Source organism: Modestobacter caceresii (genome assembly GCF_000761485.1).
Classification (GTDB): Bacteria; Actinomycetota; Actinomycetes; order Mycobacteriales; family Geodermatophilaceae; genus Modestobacter; species Modestobacter caceresii.
This window is the reverse complement of sequence record NZ_JPMX01000076.1, coordinates 1-16089: the sequence shown is the minus strand read 5'-3', so window position 1 is coordinate 16089 and position 16089 is coordinate 1. Positions and strand designations below refer to the sequence as shown.

Sequence of the window (16089 nt, the reverse complement as noted above, 5' to 3'; positions counted from 1 at the left end):
CGTGTGGCCTCGGGGTACGAGCTCGACCTCGCCGTCCGGCGGAGCGACGGGCTGCTGGTCGACGTCGAGTGCAACGGCACGCAGGACCTGGATCGTGGGACAACCGCGAGGAAGACACCTGGATCGACCGACTCTGAGCGGCTCACCGGGGCTTCGGTCAGGTCGGGTGCGTTTACACCGCGCAGGGCTTCGAGTACGAGTGGAACGGCCACCAGGACGGCGGAGCTCACGAGCAGTGGCCCTCGCCGGTCGCGCAGTGCGAGAACGTGGACTTCGGAACCCCCAGTGCCGGGTTCCGGTCGAAGAAGCCGACCGGCTTCAGCGTGAACCCGCTGTAGTCGGTGGGCATGACCGGCCAGTCCTCCGGGCGCGGGAAGTGGGTGAGCCCGAAGGTGTGCCACAGCACGACGTCGGTGTTCTCCAGGGGCGCGTCGTCGGCGATGAAGGACGGCAGGCCGCCGTCCCCGGGGTGCTGGTTGACGAAGTCGCCGGCCGGATAGCGCTCGGCCGGGTCGTAGGCGGTGACCCACAGGCTCTTGGTCGAGAAGGTGGCGCGGGAGGCCACCGACGACGACTCGTCGGCGAGCAGCACCGGCGAGGCCTCCGGGTGCAGCGCGTACCCGACTGGCTGGCCCAGCCGGTTGCGCACCGAGGGGTTGACGATGTGCCAGGTCCGTCCGACGGTCGCGTCGGTGAGCCGGGCGGCGTCCAACTCGTGAGTCAGCGGGGTCAGCTTGCGGGTGAAGGCGTTGCCGTACGGGTTGGTCTCGCTGATCGGCACCCGGACGGCGTCCACCTCGTGCACCGTGTTGTCGACCCCGTCCACCGCCATGTCCAGCCGCGCGGAGAACAGGTGCTGGTGGAACGGTGCGCCCAGGCCCGGGGCGATCTCCGTGGCGTACGGGTGCTCGTCGCCGCGGTAGGCGGAGGTGAAGACGATCCCGGTGGCCTTGGACTCCAGCTGGATGGTGCCGTCGGTGTAGAGGTACCAGTAGAAGCCGTAGTCGTAGTTGCCGATCGTGGTGAAGAAGCTGATCACCAGCCGCCGGGAGCGCCGGGTCTCCAGCATCCCGTTGAAGATGTCGGTGTGCTTCCAGGCGACGCCGTAGTCCTCCTCGTGGAGGCAGATGGCGTTCTTGATGGTGCGCGGGTTGCCGTCCTCGTCGGCGAGCACACCGTCGAAGTAGTGGATCTCGCCGAGGCAGTCGCAGCCGAGCTCGAGTGAGTTGGTGTAGCGGGCGAAGAGGTACTCGCCGGTGTCGAAGTAGTTCTGCCAGAACCGCACCGGTGAGGGGTCGGCGTAGGGCACGACCATCTCGTTGATCGAGGCGCGGTGGACCACCGAGCGGCCGTCGATGGACACCTGGTTGAGGGTGAGGCCCTCGCGGGCGTCGAAGCCGACCCACCTCCCAGCCGGCCCAGCGGACGACGTCGTCCTCGACCGTGAACGAAGGCCCCTCGGGCTGGGTGATCTCGATCGGCTTGAGGTCGCGGACGGCGTCCGGGGTGAGGTCCGCGCGCTCGGCTGGCACGGGCAGGTCGAAGTGGTCCTGGACGTCGATGGCCACCCCGCGGGTGACGTCGACGAACGCGACCACGCCGTCCAGCGGGTGCGCCCAGGGGAGGTCCTCGGGGTCGGCCTGGTGGAAGCCGAGCACCCGGACGACGCGGTGCCCGTGCTCGTCGGGGAAGTAGGACCCGGCCGACAGCGGCACCGACCGGACGTCCGCGACGTCCAGCCCGCGCTTGCTCATCGCCGCCACCCAGCGCTCGTCGGCGGCGAGGATCGGCTCGATCGCCTCGAACTCGGCGTCCAAGATCGGCACCTGCCCGTCGACCAGGGCGTCGATCGGCTTGTTCTCGACGACCGCGCCGGCGGTGATCGACACGGTGAGGTCGGCACCGTTGCCGGTGGCGCGGTCGAGCAGCAGCACGCGCGCCTTGCGCTCGATCGCGTCGCCGGGCGACCAGGCCAGGACGACGGACTTGTGCGGCTCGTCCAGGCCGACGTAGACGAACTTCGTCTGCTCACCGACCAGGCCGGCCTCGGCGACGATCGACCGGATCGCGGTGAACTCCTCGGCGCTCAGCCGGGACAGCGGGTGGGTGGCGGTGGTGATGGGCGCGGTCATGGTCATGGGTCAGGCCTCCAGGTTCGAGTCGGTCAGGGCAGCGGCTTCCGGGCGGACCCGGGCGAGGACGGGGCCGGCGAGCAGGGTGGCGAGCAGCAAGATGCCGGCGGCGACGCCGAGGGTGGTCGACTCGCCCATCAGCAGGGGCAGGTTCTGCACCAGGACGATGAGGACGGCGGCCAGCCCGAGGAACCCGAGGCCGGGCGCGATCAGTGTCTGCCAGGGGCGGGTGTCGACGTTCGTGCGGCGGAAGAAGACGAGCACCGCCGCGCAGGTGAGCAGCATCAAGCCACGATTCCCACGGTGGCGATCCCGGACAGCCAGGTGAAGACCTCCAGCACCGGGTCGAGCCCGGCCAGCGCGCACACCACCATGAGCGCCGCGCTGATCACCGTCTGCGTCAGCGAGGCCGACGCGGGGGAGGCGTGCCGGGCGTGCGCGTTGCCGAGCTTGCTGTGCAGCACCCCGGTGTTGCCGAGGTTGAAGTAGTAGCGGCTCAGCACGTTGTGGAAGCTCAGCGCGCAGGCGAACAGGCTGGTGACGAGCAGGACGTTGAGGACGTCGGCGGCCAGGGTGCCGAGGTAGATGTCCGTCGTCTCCACGACCATCGAGCCCGGGTCGGCGGCGGCGCGTTCGACGACGCCGCCGTCGCCCCAGGCGGTGACGATCGCCCAGCTGGAGACGGCGTAGAAGACGCCGATGATCGCCAGCGCCAGGTAGGTGGCGCGGGGGATGGTGCGCTCGGGGTCGCGGGCCTCGTCGCGGAAGACGGCGGTCGCCTCGAAGCCGATGAACCCGGCGATGGCGAACATCAGGCCCAGCGCCGGGGAGCCGCTGGTGACCGTCGACAGGCTGAAGACGCCGGTCGAGTAGCCCTCCGGACCGCCCTGCCCGACCACCGCGACATCGAGGACGACGACGATCGCGACCTCGGCGATCAGCAGCAGCCCGAGCACCTTGCTGGACAGGTCGATGTGCCGGAAGCCGAGCACGCCGATGCCGCCGATGATCGCCAGCGTCCACACCCACCAGGGCGGGGAGGCGACGCCGTAGCGGCCGAGCAGGTCGACCGTCGCCTGGCCGATGTAGCCGAGCACCGCGCCTTGGATGGTGACGTAGGTGAGCAGCGCGAGCATGGCTGCGCCCAAGCCGAGTTCACGGTTCAGCCCGCGGGAGACGTAGCTGTAGAAGGCGCCGGCCTGCGGCACGTGCGGGGTCATCGCGACGAACCCGACGGCGAAGAACAGCAGGATGACCGCGCTGACGACGAAGCTCGCCGGGTAGCCGGCGCCGTTGCCGATCAGGACGCCGATCGGCACCGCACCGGCGATGACGGTGAGCGGCGCGGCGGCGGCGACCACCATGAAGATGATCGAGCCGACGCCGAGCGAGCCGGTGAGGCCGCGGGTCGTGATCGCGCTGGGCTTGCTGCCGACGGACGACGTCGGCGCCCCGGCTGCGGGTGGGTCGGAGATGGCCATCGCGGTCTCCTCGCGGACGGCGGCGCCCCGGTGGCGCCGTGTTGCCCGCAGACCCTGCTGCGGCCCGGTTGCCGCCGCGTCTCCCGTCGCTGACGTTCTCCCGCTCGCCGAATGAGAGAGGGGCAGCCGGGACGGCGACGGGGCTGGTGCTGCTCGTCGGCTGGTGCGTCTCGCTGTTCGCCCAGCGGTTGGCCGCGGTCGGCGGCGTCTACACGTACACGGCACGCGGCCTCGGGCCGGCCGGTGCCGTGGTGGGCGGGTGGTCGCTGGCGATCGGCTACGCGGCGGTGTCGATGCCGGCGCTGGTGGGCTGCGCGCTCTACCTGGCTGCGCTGTTCTCGTTGCCCTCGTCGTCCGTGGCGCTCCTGGTGCTGCTGGTGGGCGGGCTGGCCGGGTGGTGCACGGTGCGCGGCATCCAGCTGTCGGCGCGGGTGGCGCTGGCCCTGGAGGTGGTGTCGATCGCCGTCGTCCTGGTGGTGCTCGCCGTTCTACTGCTGCGGCTGCCGGAGGGGCTCGGGACGGCGGCGCCGGTGGTCGACGGGGACGTGCGCTGGGGCGGGGTCGCAGTCGGCGTCGTCCTCGGGGTGACGGCGTTCATGGGCTTCGAGAGCGCCGGCGTGCTGGGCGTGGAGGCGCAGCGGCCGCTGATCGCGGTGCCGCGGGCGGTGCTGTGGACGCCGGCGGTGGCCGGGGCGCTGTTCCTGGTCGGCGCGGTGGCGCAGGTGGTGCTGCTCCGCCGGGCGCCGCTGGAGGTGCTGATGAGCCCGGTGCCGGTGTCCGCCCTCGCCGGGGACACCGGTTGGCTGGTGCGGCTGTTGGACGCCGGGATCGCGGCGTCGTTCTTCGCCTGCGTGACGGGGTCGGTGAACGCGCTGGCCCGGGTGTTGTTCTCGATGGGCCGGGAGGGCGTGCTGCCGCCGGCACTCGGGCGGGTGCACGTTCGACGGGGCACTCCGGTGCAGGCGCTGTCGCTGTCCCTCCCGCTGGTGGTGGGGGTGCCGTTCGCCGCGCTGTTGGCTGGGTCCCCGGGGCGTTCGGTGCTGACCGGGACGATCACCGTGTCGGCCTTCGGCTACGTGCTGGCCTACGTGCTGGTGTGCGCGGCGGCGCCGCTGTTCCTGCGCCGGATCGGTGAGCTGACGGTCTGGCCGGTGGTCGGCGGGCTGGTGGCGGCGGGGCTGTGGCTGCTCGTGCTGGTGGTCGCGCTGGGCGGGGAGTCGTGGCAGGGGGGCCGGGCCATGTCGTGGGCGTACCTGGCGGCGCTGCTGCCGGGGGTGGCGTGGGCTAGGTGGCTGGCGCTGCGCCGGCCCGCGCGGCTGGCGCGGGTCGGGGTCTACGACGAGCCGACGGTGGCGAGCGTGCTGCCCGGGTCGATGGCGGCCTGATGGCTGCTGACACCGGGCTGTCCGGGCGGCAGCCGAAGGCGGTGCAGAGCGCGCTGGCGGTGCTGGAGTGCGTGGCCCGGCTCGGGGCCGGGGTGACCGCCAAGGAGGTGGCGACGGCGCTGGGGATGCCGCCGGCGACGGCGTACCGGCTGCTCAACTTGCTGGTGGGGGAGGAGTACCTGGTCCGGCTGCCCGACCTGAGCGGGTTCGCGCTGGGCCGCAAGGTGGCCGGGCTGGCCGGCGCGATCGCGCCGGTGCGGGTGCCGTCCGCCGCTCGCGCTGTGCTCGCGGACCTCCGTAGAGAGGTGCGGGCTGGGGTGCACCTGGTCCTGTACACCGCGACGACGCTGCGGGTGGCCGACATGGACCCCGACCTGCCGCTGCAGGACCCGGCGCTGGTGGAGCGGCACCTGCACGCGACTGCGGCCGGGAGGCTGCTGCTGGCAGAGCAACCGGAGTGGCGTGACCTGCTCCCTCCGTCGCGGTTGACCCGCTTCACCGCGGCGACGATCACCAAGTCGGACCAGCTGGACGCCTGCCTGGCCGAGATTCGGGTGCAGGACTCGGCGGCGCAGACGGGCGAGCTGCACGAGCGGGTCGGGTGCGCGGCGGTTCCGGTGCGGTCGGCCGCCGGCGAGCTCGTCGCCGGGGTGACCGTCAGCGCGCGGGGGGACGTGCGTGAGCTGCCCGCCAGCGTCCACGAGTGTGCGCTCGCGCTGGGCCGGCTCCTCGCGTGACCTCACCGGTCAGCTGTAGACGAGGGTGTCCGGGGCAGGTGGTTGCTGGCGCATGCGCCAGCAGGGCATCGGCCGACAGCAGGGGGCGACCCAAAGCCTCGGCCAGGGCGACCTATGTCGCGTCGCAGGCGAGACGATTCCCCGGGCGCCCAGCTCCCCAGGAGCAAGGCTGGACCGGGTAGCTCCACGGTTAGGGCCTAACGCCGGATGACTAGGTGCTGCCCGTGCGCGCCGGGAGGGACGGTACCGATGCCGGCGGCGGTGTTCAGCCAGCCAGCGTTCGAGAGCCGCGTTCGGCGACTACCAACGTCAGGACGCCGACGGCCATCATTGCGAATGGCCGCCGGGCGAGAACGGTGAGCGGCAAGTACGACAGCTCGGCGCGCCGCATGAGCGCGTAGCTCGATGAGCGCGTATGGAATATGACCTTTGCCGCGGATCAGGCATGTCGCCTGGCTCACCGGAACCCGGCCGCAGGTTGCTACATGCAAGTCACAGGACCTGCACAACGACAGCCGACGCCGCCCACCTGACGGACGAGTTGAATGAGTCAGCTCAGCCGGTCCAAGTCGGGCCACCTTCCTGGGTCGCGCTTGCCTGGTGGCACATGAGTCTCTCGAGATGACCAGACTCCCCAGGAGTCTCGCCCTCGAAGCCCGGAGTCGGCTACGTTGCGTCTCGGTGTCGTGACGGAATCGGGTCACGTCGTCCTGCACCCCGGTCTGCCGAGGTGTCGGCAACGTCTTGGGGAGATGCGTGGACGCGTTCGGTGTGCTTGAGAAGGTCCTGGGCGATTACAAGTCCTTCGTTCAGGGGTTCTTGAACATCCGGGACCCTGATGTGCTCCAGAAGGTCGAGACGGAGATCGACAACGGGCTCCTCTGGCCGGAGCCGTGGCTGGCGCTCAACCCGGCATTTGAGTCGGGCGGCTCGGTGTCCCAACTTGTCAGCGCCGGCGTCCTGCACCCCGACGCTACGGACATCTTCCGGGCCCGGAGCGATGAGGACCCCGTCGGTCGGGAACTTTCCTTCCACCGTCACCAGACGGACGCGTTCACGATCGCGGCTCGCCGCGAGTCCTACGTGCTGACTACGGGCACCGGCTCGGGCAAGTCCATGGCCTACATCGTGCCCATCGTCGATCGTGTCCTACGCGAGGGCTCCGGCAAGGGCGTCCGCGCGCTCGTCGTCTACCCGATGAACGCACTCGCCAACAGCCAGCGCGGTGAGCTGGAGAAGTTCCTCGGCAAGGACAAGCCGAAGGTGACCTTCGGCCGCTATACGGGCCAGGAGTCAAAGGCCGAGCGCGAGGCGATCCTCGCGAATCCGCCAGACATCCTGTTGACCAACTACGTGATGCTGGAACTGATGTTGACGAGGCCTCGTGAGCGTCAAGCTCTCATCGCGAGCGCCGCCAACTTGTCGTTCCTCGTGCTCGACGAGCTCCACACCTACCGCGGCCGGCAGGGCGCCGACGTGGCGATGCTGATCCGCCGCCTCCGAGGTGCCGTGCAGGCCGCCGAGCTGCAGTGCATCGGTACTTCCGCGACGTTGGCCGGTCCCGGGACCCGCGCGGAACAGCGCGCAGAGGTAGCGGCTCTCGCCACCCGGCTCTTCGGCACTGTGATCCCCGCGGCCAACATCGTGGGAGAGACCCTCCGCCGGGCCACGGCCGGGAGTAGCACACCGACCGCCCTCACCGAGCGGCTCCGACAGCCCGCCCCCACCACTTGGGCGGGCCTCCACAACGATCCGCTTGCCGTGTGGACCGAGGAGACATTCGGGCTTCGCCGAGACGACGAGGGCAGCCTCGCTCGGCAGTCACCAACTCGGCTCAAGACCGCCGCTGCCACGCTGAGTGAAACCACTGGCATCGAGCAGGCGGTGTGCGAGGACCAGCTCCGCGACTTGCTGCTGGCAGGTTCGAAGGTGCGGGACGACCAGGGTCGGACGCTCTTCGCGTTCAAGCTGCACCAGTTCATCGGCAAGGGTGACACCGCGTACGCCACCTTGGAGCCCGCCGGGCAGCGGTACCTCACCACTCAGTACCAGCGGAGCGCACCCGGTGCGCCCGGCCAACCCTTGTATCCACTCGCGTTCTGCCGTGAGTGCGGCCAGGACTACCTTGTCGTCAATCTGGACCGTGGTGGCGAAACCTTCAGCCCTCGCATCCTCAATGGCGCCCGCGGTGAACAGGCGGCGGCTACCGGGCTGCTGCTCTTGACCGAGGTCCCGTGGCCGACGCCCGACGACCCTGCCGTCCTGGACCTGGTCCCCGCCGACTGGGTCGTCGAATCGGCCGGGAGCCGAAGCCTTGACAAGGCCCGAACTAACAAGCTGCCCACCCCCGTCCGAGTGGACGTCTTCGGCACCATCACTGAGCACGGGACCCTGGGCGCCTTCTTCGAGACTTTGCACTTCTGCCCCACGTGCAAGACGAGCTACGAGAGCACGCGGCAATCGGAGTTCGCCCGGGTGTCCAGTCTGGGCACCGAGGGCAGGGCCAGCGCCGTGACGGTGCTGTCTCAGGCCGTGGTCCGCACTTTAAAGGCCGAGACCGACCTAGACGACGAAGCGCGCAAGTTCCTGGCCTTCTCCGACAACCGCCAGGACGCCAGCCTCCAGGCCGGCCACCTGAATGACTTCGTGCTCATCGGCCTGGTCAGGTCTGCCCTCTACCGCGCGGTGCGGGCGCAGGAGGAGACAAACCCGGACGAACCCCTCACCGACGAGGACCTCGGTGCCGCGGTCGTAAAGATCCTCGGTGGTGAGTTGTCCGAGTACGCGCGCAACCCCGAGGTCGACTACGGCGCCAAGAAGCGGGTGGCGAGTGCGCTCCGCGAGAGCGTTGCGTACCGGGTGTGGTCAGACCTGCAGCGCGGCTGGCGGATCACCATGCCCAACCTCGAGCAGACCGGACAGCTGCGGCTGAGCTACGCGAGCATCGGCGAGCTGGCGGCTGACCAGTCCAAGTGGACCGGGCTCGGGCAGCCACTCGAGGGCGCGTCGGCGGAGGAGCGGGAGCACCTCATGCATGTCTTGCTGGACGAGCTGCGCCGCAACATGTGCATCGATTCCGAGTACCTCACCGAGGAGAAGTACGAGGCCATCCGTCGTACCAGCCAAGAGTGGCTGCGTGCGCCGTGGGCCTTGGCCGAGAAAGAGGGGACTTACGCAGCGACGGCCTATGCGGGGAGCCGCCCCAAGTTCACGGCTGGCGGCGGGCGAGACCTCTACTTGTCGGGCCTCGGGCAATACGGCCGTTGGCTCCGGCGGCCCGGGCGATTCGCAGGCCACGATCACGCCATCAAGCCCGCGGACGCGGACGGGGTGATCAGCTCGCTGCTCGTCCTCATGGGCAAGGTGGGGATTCTGCACCGGGTCGAGGAGAAGAACCGACCGGTCGGCTACCGCGTGCAGGCAGGCATGATCGAGTGGCGAGCCGGGGACGGTAAGGCTCGGGCCGCCGACCCCATCCGCACAAATGCCACAGAGGGACGGGTCAACCCGTTCTTCCGTACCTTCTATGCAGAAACCGCCATCGGCCTGTCCGGCCTGGAGGCGCGCGAACACACCGCCCAGGTCAGCCCCGAACTCAGGCAAGAGCGGGAATCCCGTTTCGGCGACGCCGATCTTCCGGTGCTCTACTGCTCGCCCACCATGGAACTCGGCGTCGACATCAAGAGCCTCAACGTCGTCGGCATGCGCAACGTCCCACCGACGCCGGCCAATTACGCCCAGCGATCAGGCCGCGCCGGTCGATCCGGACAGCCGGCTGTGGTCCTCACCTACTGTTCCACCGGCTCAGCCCACGACTCCTATTACTTTGGCCGGAGCCAGGACATGGTGGCCGGTGCCGTCGCTCCACCGCGGCTTGAACTGGGCAACCAGGACCTCGTCCGTGCGCATGCGCACGCCATCTGGCTTGTCATCAGCGACCTCGACCTCAAGGCCAGCATGGTCGATCTGCTCGACCCCGACGAGCCTGGGCAGCCGCTGCGCGATGACGTCCGTTCCAAGATCGAGTCAAAGGCGACTGCGGCTCGGGCCATCACAGCCATCCGCGCAGTGCTCACGGCGACCAGCGAGGTCACCAATTCGCCGTGGTGGACCGACAGTTGGATCGACGAGACGGTCGCTCAGGCAGCCCGGCGCTTCGACCTGGCGGCCGACCGTTGGCGCGGGCTGTATCGAGAGGCGCAGAACGAGGTCACGCAGGCCAGTGAAACGCTGAAGACCATCGGCGCCTCGGAGCCGGCGAAGTTGGCTGCCAAGGGTCGCATCAACGAGGCGCGTGCCGCACTGGATCTGCTTCGCGGCCAGATCGACGACGTCAATCAGGGTGATTTCTACACCTACCGCTACTTCGCCTCCGAGGGCTTCTTGCCCGGCTACTCCTTCCCTCGACTGCCGCTGGCCGCGTTCATCCCCGCCGAACGCAAGACCCGCAACGGCCAAGGCGATTACGTTCAGCGACCCCGCTTTCTTGCGATCAGCGAGTTCGGCCCCGGTGCCTTCATCTACCACGAGGGCGCGCGCTATGAGGTGAACCGTGTCAGCCTCCCGGCCCGGGAGGACGGCACTGGCGTGAGCATCACCGAGATCCGGAGATGCAATACCTGCGGCTACCTGCACGACTCCAACGGCCTCACCGGCCATGAGGTGTGCGACCACTGTGGTGGAGCATCATTGGAGGTCATGAACCGCATGATGCGGTTGCTCGCGGTCAAGACCCGACGACGCGATCGGATCAACGCCGACGAGGAGGAGCGCCAACGCGCCGGCCATGAGATCACCACGGCCCTGCGCTTCGAGCCCCACGGACAACGCGCCGGTGAGCTCACCAGCATCCTGACCGACGATGGCGCATCGTTGGCCACCCTCACCTACGGCGACACTGCCTTGATCCGGCGGATGAACGTAGGCCTGCGTCGCCGCAAGAACAAGGAGGTGAAGGGCCACCTGCTCGACACCGTGGACGGGAAGTGGTCGCGCGAGGCCGACCTCTCCAAGAACGATGCAAGCGCGCCCGACCAGGTGCACGGCGACAGGGTGCAGCGCGTCGTCCCCTACGTCGAGGACCACCGCAACGCCCTGCTCATCCACTTGGACCCGTCGATCCCCGACGAGCAGCGGATGGCCGCCATGTACGCCCTCAAGAGGGGAGTGGAAGCGGTCTTCCAGCTCGAAAGCGCCGAGCTCGCAGTCGAGCCGTTGCCCGGTGGCAGCGGCCCGCTGGCCTGGTCGAGGTTGCTGATGTTCGAGGCGGCCGAAGGCGGCGCTGGAGTGCTCCGCCGGCTCGCGACCGAGCAGGACCAAGTTCGAGCAGTGGCCCGAAAGGCGCTGGAGATCCTGCATTTCGACCCGGACACCGGCGATGACCGGGGCAAGGCCGAGCACGCCACCGAGCCCTGCTCCCAGGCGTGCTACGACTGCCTGCTCTCCTACGGCAACCAGTGGGATCACCAGAGCCTCGACCGGCACTGCGTCGTCGGGCTCCTACAGCAGCTCGCCTGCGCGACCTTGGTGGTCGGCGCGGGGGGCGAGGAGCGAGCAGAGGTGCTTCGCCGGTTGGAAAAGGTGAGCAACGGGCTCGAGATCGAGTTCCTGCACTTTCTCGACACCCACGGCTACCGCCTGCCGGACTCCGCTCAGCAGCTTGTGGACGGCTACTACGTGCGCCCAGACTTCGCGTTCAACGGCAACAACGGAGACATCGCCATCTTCATCGACGGTCCGGTTCACGACTCCGCTCATCAGGCCGAGAAGGACGAGCAGGCCCGCGCCAAGCTCGAGGACGAAGCAGGTTGGCTCGTTCTGCGCTTCGGGTACGCCGATAAGGACACTGGCTGGGGCAAGATCGTTACTCAGCACCCAGGCGTCTTCGGAGCCGGGCGAGGTGCGCAGTGACCTCCACTGAATTTCGTGCGGGCACCCTGGTCCGCGCCCGTGGTCGAGAGTGGCTCGTGCTACCGGGCGGAACGCCAGAGGCGATCCTCGCGCGCCCGCTCGGTGGACGTGACGACGAGACCACCGCTCTGCTGCCCGCCCTGGACAATCCGCAGCCAGCGACGTTCGACGCTCCCACCATCACAGACCGCGGCGACGCTGGCCGCGCTCGCTTGCTCCGGGACGCTCTCCGGCTCAGCTTCCGCGCGACCGCGGGACCCTTCCGCTCGTTTGCCCAGCTCGCCGTAAGCCCGCGCAACTATCAGCTCGTCCCGCTGATGATGGCCACCGCACAGGACACCACGCGGCTGCTCATTGCCGACGGTGTCGGCGTGGGCAAGACCGTGGAGGCCGGCCTCATCGCCGCCGAGCTCATCGCCAGCGGAGACGCGCAACGATTCGTCGTGCTCTGCTCACCGCAACTGGCCCCGCAATGGCAGGCCGAGCTGCAGTCGAAATTTGGGCTGAGGGCCGAGGTGCTGTTGCCCTCCACCGCCAACCGCCTCAGCCGCCACGTTCCGCTGGGCTCCAACTTCTACGACCACTATCCCTACTTGATCGTCTCGACCGACTACATCAAGCAGCGCAGCCGCCGCGACGAGTTCGCCCTGCTCTGCCCCGAACTGGTCATCGTCGACGAGGCTCACACCTGCATCGCCCCGAGCACCGCCGGGTCCAGCCAGGCCCACCAGCGATATGCCCTTCTGCGCAAGCTCGCCGACGACCCACAGCGGCACCTCCTGCTGCTCACCGCCACCCCCCACAACGGCGACGACGGCGCCTGGCAGTCGCTCGTTGGGCTTCTCGACGACCGACTGGGCGCGATGCCCGCCGACCTGTCTGGACGCCAGCACGACGCAGACCGACAGTTGCTGGCACGCTTCTTGATCCAGCGGCAACGCGCCGACATCCGCGAGTACCTCGATGAAGACACCCCGTTCCCGGCCAGAGAAAGTGCCGAGGAGAGCTACAAGCTCACCCCTGAGTACCGCGCTCTGTTCGACCAAATCCTCAGCTACGCCCGTGAGCAGGTCTCTGACCCCTCGCTCAACGTGGTCCGGCAGCGCGTGCGCTGGTGGTCGGCGATCGCCCTGCTCCGTTCCATCGCCTCCAGCCCGGCGGCTGCGGAGCAGACCCTTCGCAATCGGTCTGAGCTGAAGGATGCGACCAGCACCGGCGAGGCCGATGACGTGGCCGCGCCCCGAGTCTTCGACACTGCACTGGACGACGCCTTGGAAGGTGACGACACCGCTCTCGGGGCGGACACCTCAACCGATGCCAGCCCCGACGCCGCTGCTCGCCGCCGGTTGAGGCATTTTGCCGACGAGGCCCGCGCCCTTCGCGGAGTTCAAGGCGACGCGAAGCTGAAGAAGCTCGTCACCATCCTTGGGTCGCTTGTCGCTGAGGGCTACAACCCGATCGTCTTCTGCCGCTACATCCCCACCGCCGAGTATGTCGCCGAGCAGCTCACCACCGCGCTGCGCCGCAAGCACCCGACACTGCGGGTCGAGGCCGTGACCGGCACCCTTCCGCCTGAGGAGCGGGAAACTCGCGTCGCGGAGCTCACGGCACACGAAGGCCCCCGCGTGCTCGTTGCGACTGACTGCCTGTCGGAAGGGGTGAACCTGCAGGAGGGCTTCACAGCAGTCCTGCACTACGACCTGGCGTGGAATCCAACCCGCCATGAGCAGCGCGAGGGTCGCGTCGACCGGTTCGGCCAGCTCGCCCCCACCGTTCGCACCGTGACCTACTACGGCGTTGACAACCGCATCGACGGTGTAGTCCTCGACGTCCTTATCCGCCGGCATGAGCGCATCAAGGCCACGACGGGGGTGTCCGTCCCGGTCCCCGTCGACTCGACCACTGTCATGAACGCCATCTGGGAATCGCTGCTGCTGCGGGGTACTGAGCCTGAGCAGCTCACCCTCGACTTCGGTGCGGCTACCAGCAGCGCCACTGCCGATGCAGTGGAGATGCAGTGGATTGATGCAGCCGAGCGGGAGAAGGCGTCGCGCTCTCGGTTCCGGCAGGCGACGCTCCGACCCGACGAGGTAGCCGCCACGCTCGCCGATGTCCGCCGCTCCCTGGGCGGACCGGCGGACGCCGAGTCCTTCACTCGCGACGCCTTCACCCTCTTGTCCGGCCAGATCGTGGACTCGGACGATGGCTTTACCGTCCGCACCGACACGCTTCCCGGAGCGGTCCGCGACCAGCTCCCTCGAACCAAGGAACCGGTGCTGACCTTCCACCGGGCCGTCCCTGCCCCTGCCGGGCACCGGTTGCTCAATCGAACAGATGCCACCGTGGAGGCGCTCGCCCGCTACGTCCTGGATGCCGCGTTCGACCCCCAGGTTCCCACCTCCCAACGTCCCGCTCGACGGGCCGCGGTCATCCGGACCAGCGCCGTCAGCGTCGTTACCACCCTGCTGGTGGTCCGCTACCGGCTCGAGCTCGTCGTCCCCGGCTCCCAGCGCACCGTCACCCAGGTGGCTGAGGACGCCCAGTTCCTCGCCTTCACCGCCACTGGCGACAACCTGACCTGGCTCGGCGAGGGCGTGACCGATGAGCTGCTGGACGCCACGCCCAGCGGCAACGTGGCCGACGAGGTAGCGCGAGCCCAGTTGCAACGGGCCATCGACCGGGTTCCGCTGGTCCAGCCCCATTTGGTTGAGCTCGGGGAGCAAATCGCAGCCGGCGCGGTCGCCGACCACCGCAAGGTGCGCCAGAGCAGCGGCACACGGGTGCGCGGCCTCTCTGCCCGCCTTCTCCCGCCCCCCGACGTCCTCGGCGTCTACGTCTACCTGCCCGGAGGGACGGCATGAGCACCTCCGTCACGGCCTTCCGCTCGATCCGAACCGTCGGCACCGTCTTGCCGGCGGAAGCCCTCGCCCGAGCCGTCGATCTGAAGATGCCCGGCCAAAGCGCGAGCGACTACCAACTGACCCCCGGCATGACCGTCAACGCTGCCGTCGCCCGTGCGTGGGAGGCCGTCCTCGGGGCCCACCGCGCTTGGACCACCGCCCTTGACAAGCTCCCGCCAGGCGACCCGGCCACCGCTCTCACTCGGGACCGGTGGCTCCTCCCCCTGCTCTACGAGCTGGGATGGGGCAGACCCACCACCCTGGCTGCCGGTCTCGATGTCGATGCGGGCCTGGGCGAGACCGAGCCCACGCACTTCCCCGTGAGCCACCGCCTGAGCTGGCCCTCCGACGGTGACCCGCAGGTCTGGGTGCCGCTGCATCTCGTCGGCGCGGGCGTGTCCCTGGACACCCGCACACCGGGCGTCGCTGCACGGGCCCCCCAGTCGATGCTCCAGGACTACCTCAACCGGGAGGACCGAACCCTTTGGGGCGTGGTCTCGAACGGACATCTGTTGCGTGTACTGCGCGACGCGTCCGCGCTGACCAAGCAGTCGTACGTCGAATTCGACCTCGACGACATCCTCAACAACCAGCGCTACGCCGATTTCCGACTGTTCTTCCTCACCGTCCACGCGAGCCGCTTCGCTCCCCATCAGGACGAACCAGTCGCACAGGCAGGCACCGGGGACACCGACGGGCCAGCGGGGGAGGAACCAGACGCCGTCGTCGAGATTGCAGCTTTGCGTCAGGAGACCTGCTGGCTCGAGCAGTGGCGCACCACCGGCATCGCGGACGGCGCTCGGGCTCTGCTCAGCCTCCAGCACGGCGTAGCGGCCGCCCTCCAAGAGCTGGGCGCGGGCTTTGTCAGCCACCCCGGCAACAGCGAGCTCCGGGCTGTCCTCGCCGCTGCCCCCGACGCGAGCAAGGACCTACATAGAGCCTTGCTCCGCATCGCCTACCGGCTCATAGTGCTGTTCGTCGCCGAGGACCGGGGACTGCTTCACGCCCCCGGGACTTCGCCCGCAGCTTCCACCCTTTACGACCGTCACTTCTCCACCCGCCGGCTGCGCGCGCTGGCCACCAGCCGTACCGGTACTCGCCACACCGACCTGTGGGACGCGCATCTCATCGTCACCGACGCCCTTGCCTCCGACGGCCTCGACGTTCTCGGGCTGAGCGGCATGGGGGACTCGCTCTTCGGACGCAACGCCCTGGGCATCCTTGCAGAGGCGCAGTTGCCCAACCGCAGCTTGCTCGGCGCGGTCCGATCACTCGCCCAGATCGTCGACCCGGCCACTGGTGTGCCTCGCTCCGTCGACTATCGCAACCTCGACAGCGAAGAGCTGGGCGGCATGTACGAGGGGCTGTTGGCTTACACCCCCCGCTACGACCCGGACGCCCGGACCTTCACCCTGGAGCTCGCCGCCGGCAACGAGCGCAAGACGTCCGGCTCGTACTACACGCCAACGGCCCTCATCTCCCTGGTCCTAGGGCGTGTCTCCTAACCGCTGGCGGTTGGGGGCGGCAGGCTGGCAGCGTGTCTC

9 protein-coding genes and 1 pseudogene are annotated in these 16089 nt (G+C 69.1%); 6 read left to right on the top strand and 4 right to left on the bottom strand.

The window, feature by feature from the left end; genetic code table 11:
- Window positions 1-226 precede the first annotated feature (226 nt).
- Window positions 227-1363: a copper amine oxidase gene (locus tag IN07_RS26440; RefSeq protein WP_231558416.1), complete on the bottom strand. Its 1137-nt coding sequence runs from the start codon at window positions 1361-1363 to the stop codon at window positions 227-229.
- Window positions 1364-1746: 383 nt separating this feature from the next.
- On the opposite strand from IN07_RS26440, the gene IN07_RS26870 reads away from it, so the two are divergent.
- Window positions 1747-2013, top strand: coding sequence for a hypothetical protein (locus IN07_RS26870; RefSeq protein WP_331437139.1), 267 nt, complete (start codon window positions 1747-1749; stop codon window positions 2011-2013).
- On the opposite strand, the pseudogene IN07_RS26865 reads toward IN07_RS26870, so the two are convergent.
- From IN07_RS26865 to IN07_RS16090, 3 genes and pseudogenes are all read right to left on the bottom strand, one after another.
- A pseudogene (locus IN07_RS26865) lies at window positions 1920-2132 on the bottom strand (primary-amine oxidase); the annotation flags it as partial. The gene IN07_RS26870 and the pseudogene IN07_RS26865 sit on opposite strands and share 94 nt — an antisense overlap.
- A 9-nt stretch (window positions 2133-2141) precedes the next feature.
- Entirely contained in the window at window positions 2142-2417 is a 276-nt protein-coding gene (locus tag IN07_RS25870; protein ID WP_197058511.1) for a hypothetical protein, read from the bottom strand.
- Window positions 2417-3613: an APC family permease gene (locus IN07_RS16090; protein WP_197058510.1), complete on the bottom strand. Its 1197-nt coding sequence runs from the start codon at window positions 3611-3613 to the stop codon at window positions 2417-2419. The genes IN07_RS25870 and IN07_RS16090 overlap by 1 nt, the downstream gene beginning before the upstream one ends.
- A gap of 146 nt (window positions 3614-3759) precedes the next feature.
- Here IN07_RS16090 and IN07_RS16085 point away from each other — a divergent pair, with 146 nt between their 5' ends.
- The 5 genes from IN07_RS16085 to IN07_RS16065 all read left to right on the top strand — a co-directional run bounded on the left by IN07_RS16085 (window position 3760) and on the right by IN07_RS16065 (window position 16050).
- Window positions 3760-4998 (top strand): APC family permease, encoded by a 1239-nt coding sequence (locus tag IN07_RS16085; RefSeq protein WP_052091359.1) that lies wholly within the window; start codon window positions 3760-3762, stop codon window positions 4996-4998.
- The gene (locus tag IN07_RS16080) at window positions 4998-5735 is read left to right on the top strand and encodes an IclR family transcriptional regulator (protein WP_036337343.1); all 738 of its coding nucleotides are present in this window, start codon (window positions 4998-5000) and stop codon (window positions 5733-5735) included. Before IN07_RS16085 ends, IN07_RS16080 begins: the two co-directional genes overlap by 1 nt.
- Before the next feature lie 756 nt (window positions 5736-6491).
- The gene (locus IN07_RS16075) at window positions 6492-11645 is read left to right on the top strand and encodes a DEAD/DEAH box helicase (protein WP_036337341.1); all 5154 of its coding nucleotides are present in this window, start codon (window positions 6492-6494) and stop codon (window positions 11643-11645) included.
- Complete coding sequence (locus tag IN07_RS16070) at window positions 11642-14506, top strand: helicase-related protein (RefSeq protein WP_036337340.1); 2865 nt, start codon at window positions 11642-11644, stop codon at window positions 14504-14506. The genes IN07_RS16075 and IN07_RS16070 overlap by 4 nt, the downstream gene beginning before the upstream one ends.
- Window positions 14503-16050 carry a hypothetical protein gene (locus IN07_RS16065; protein WP_052091358.1) on the top strand — a complete coding sequence of 516 codons (1548 nt, stop codon included), beginning with the start codon at window positions 14503-14505 and terminating at the stop codon, window positions 16048-16050. Before IN07_RS16070 ends, IN07_RS16065 begins: the two co-directional genes overlap by 4 nt.
- Window positions 16051-16089: the final 39 nt, after the last annotated feature.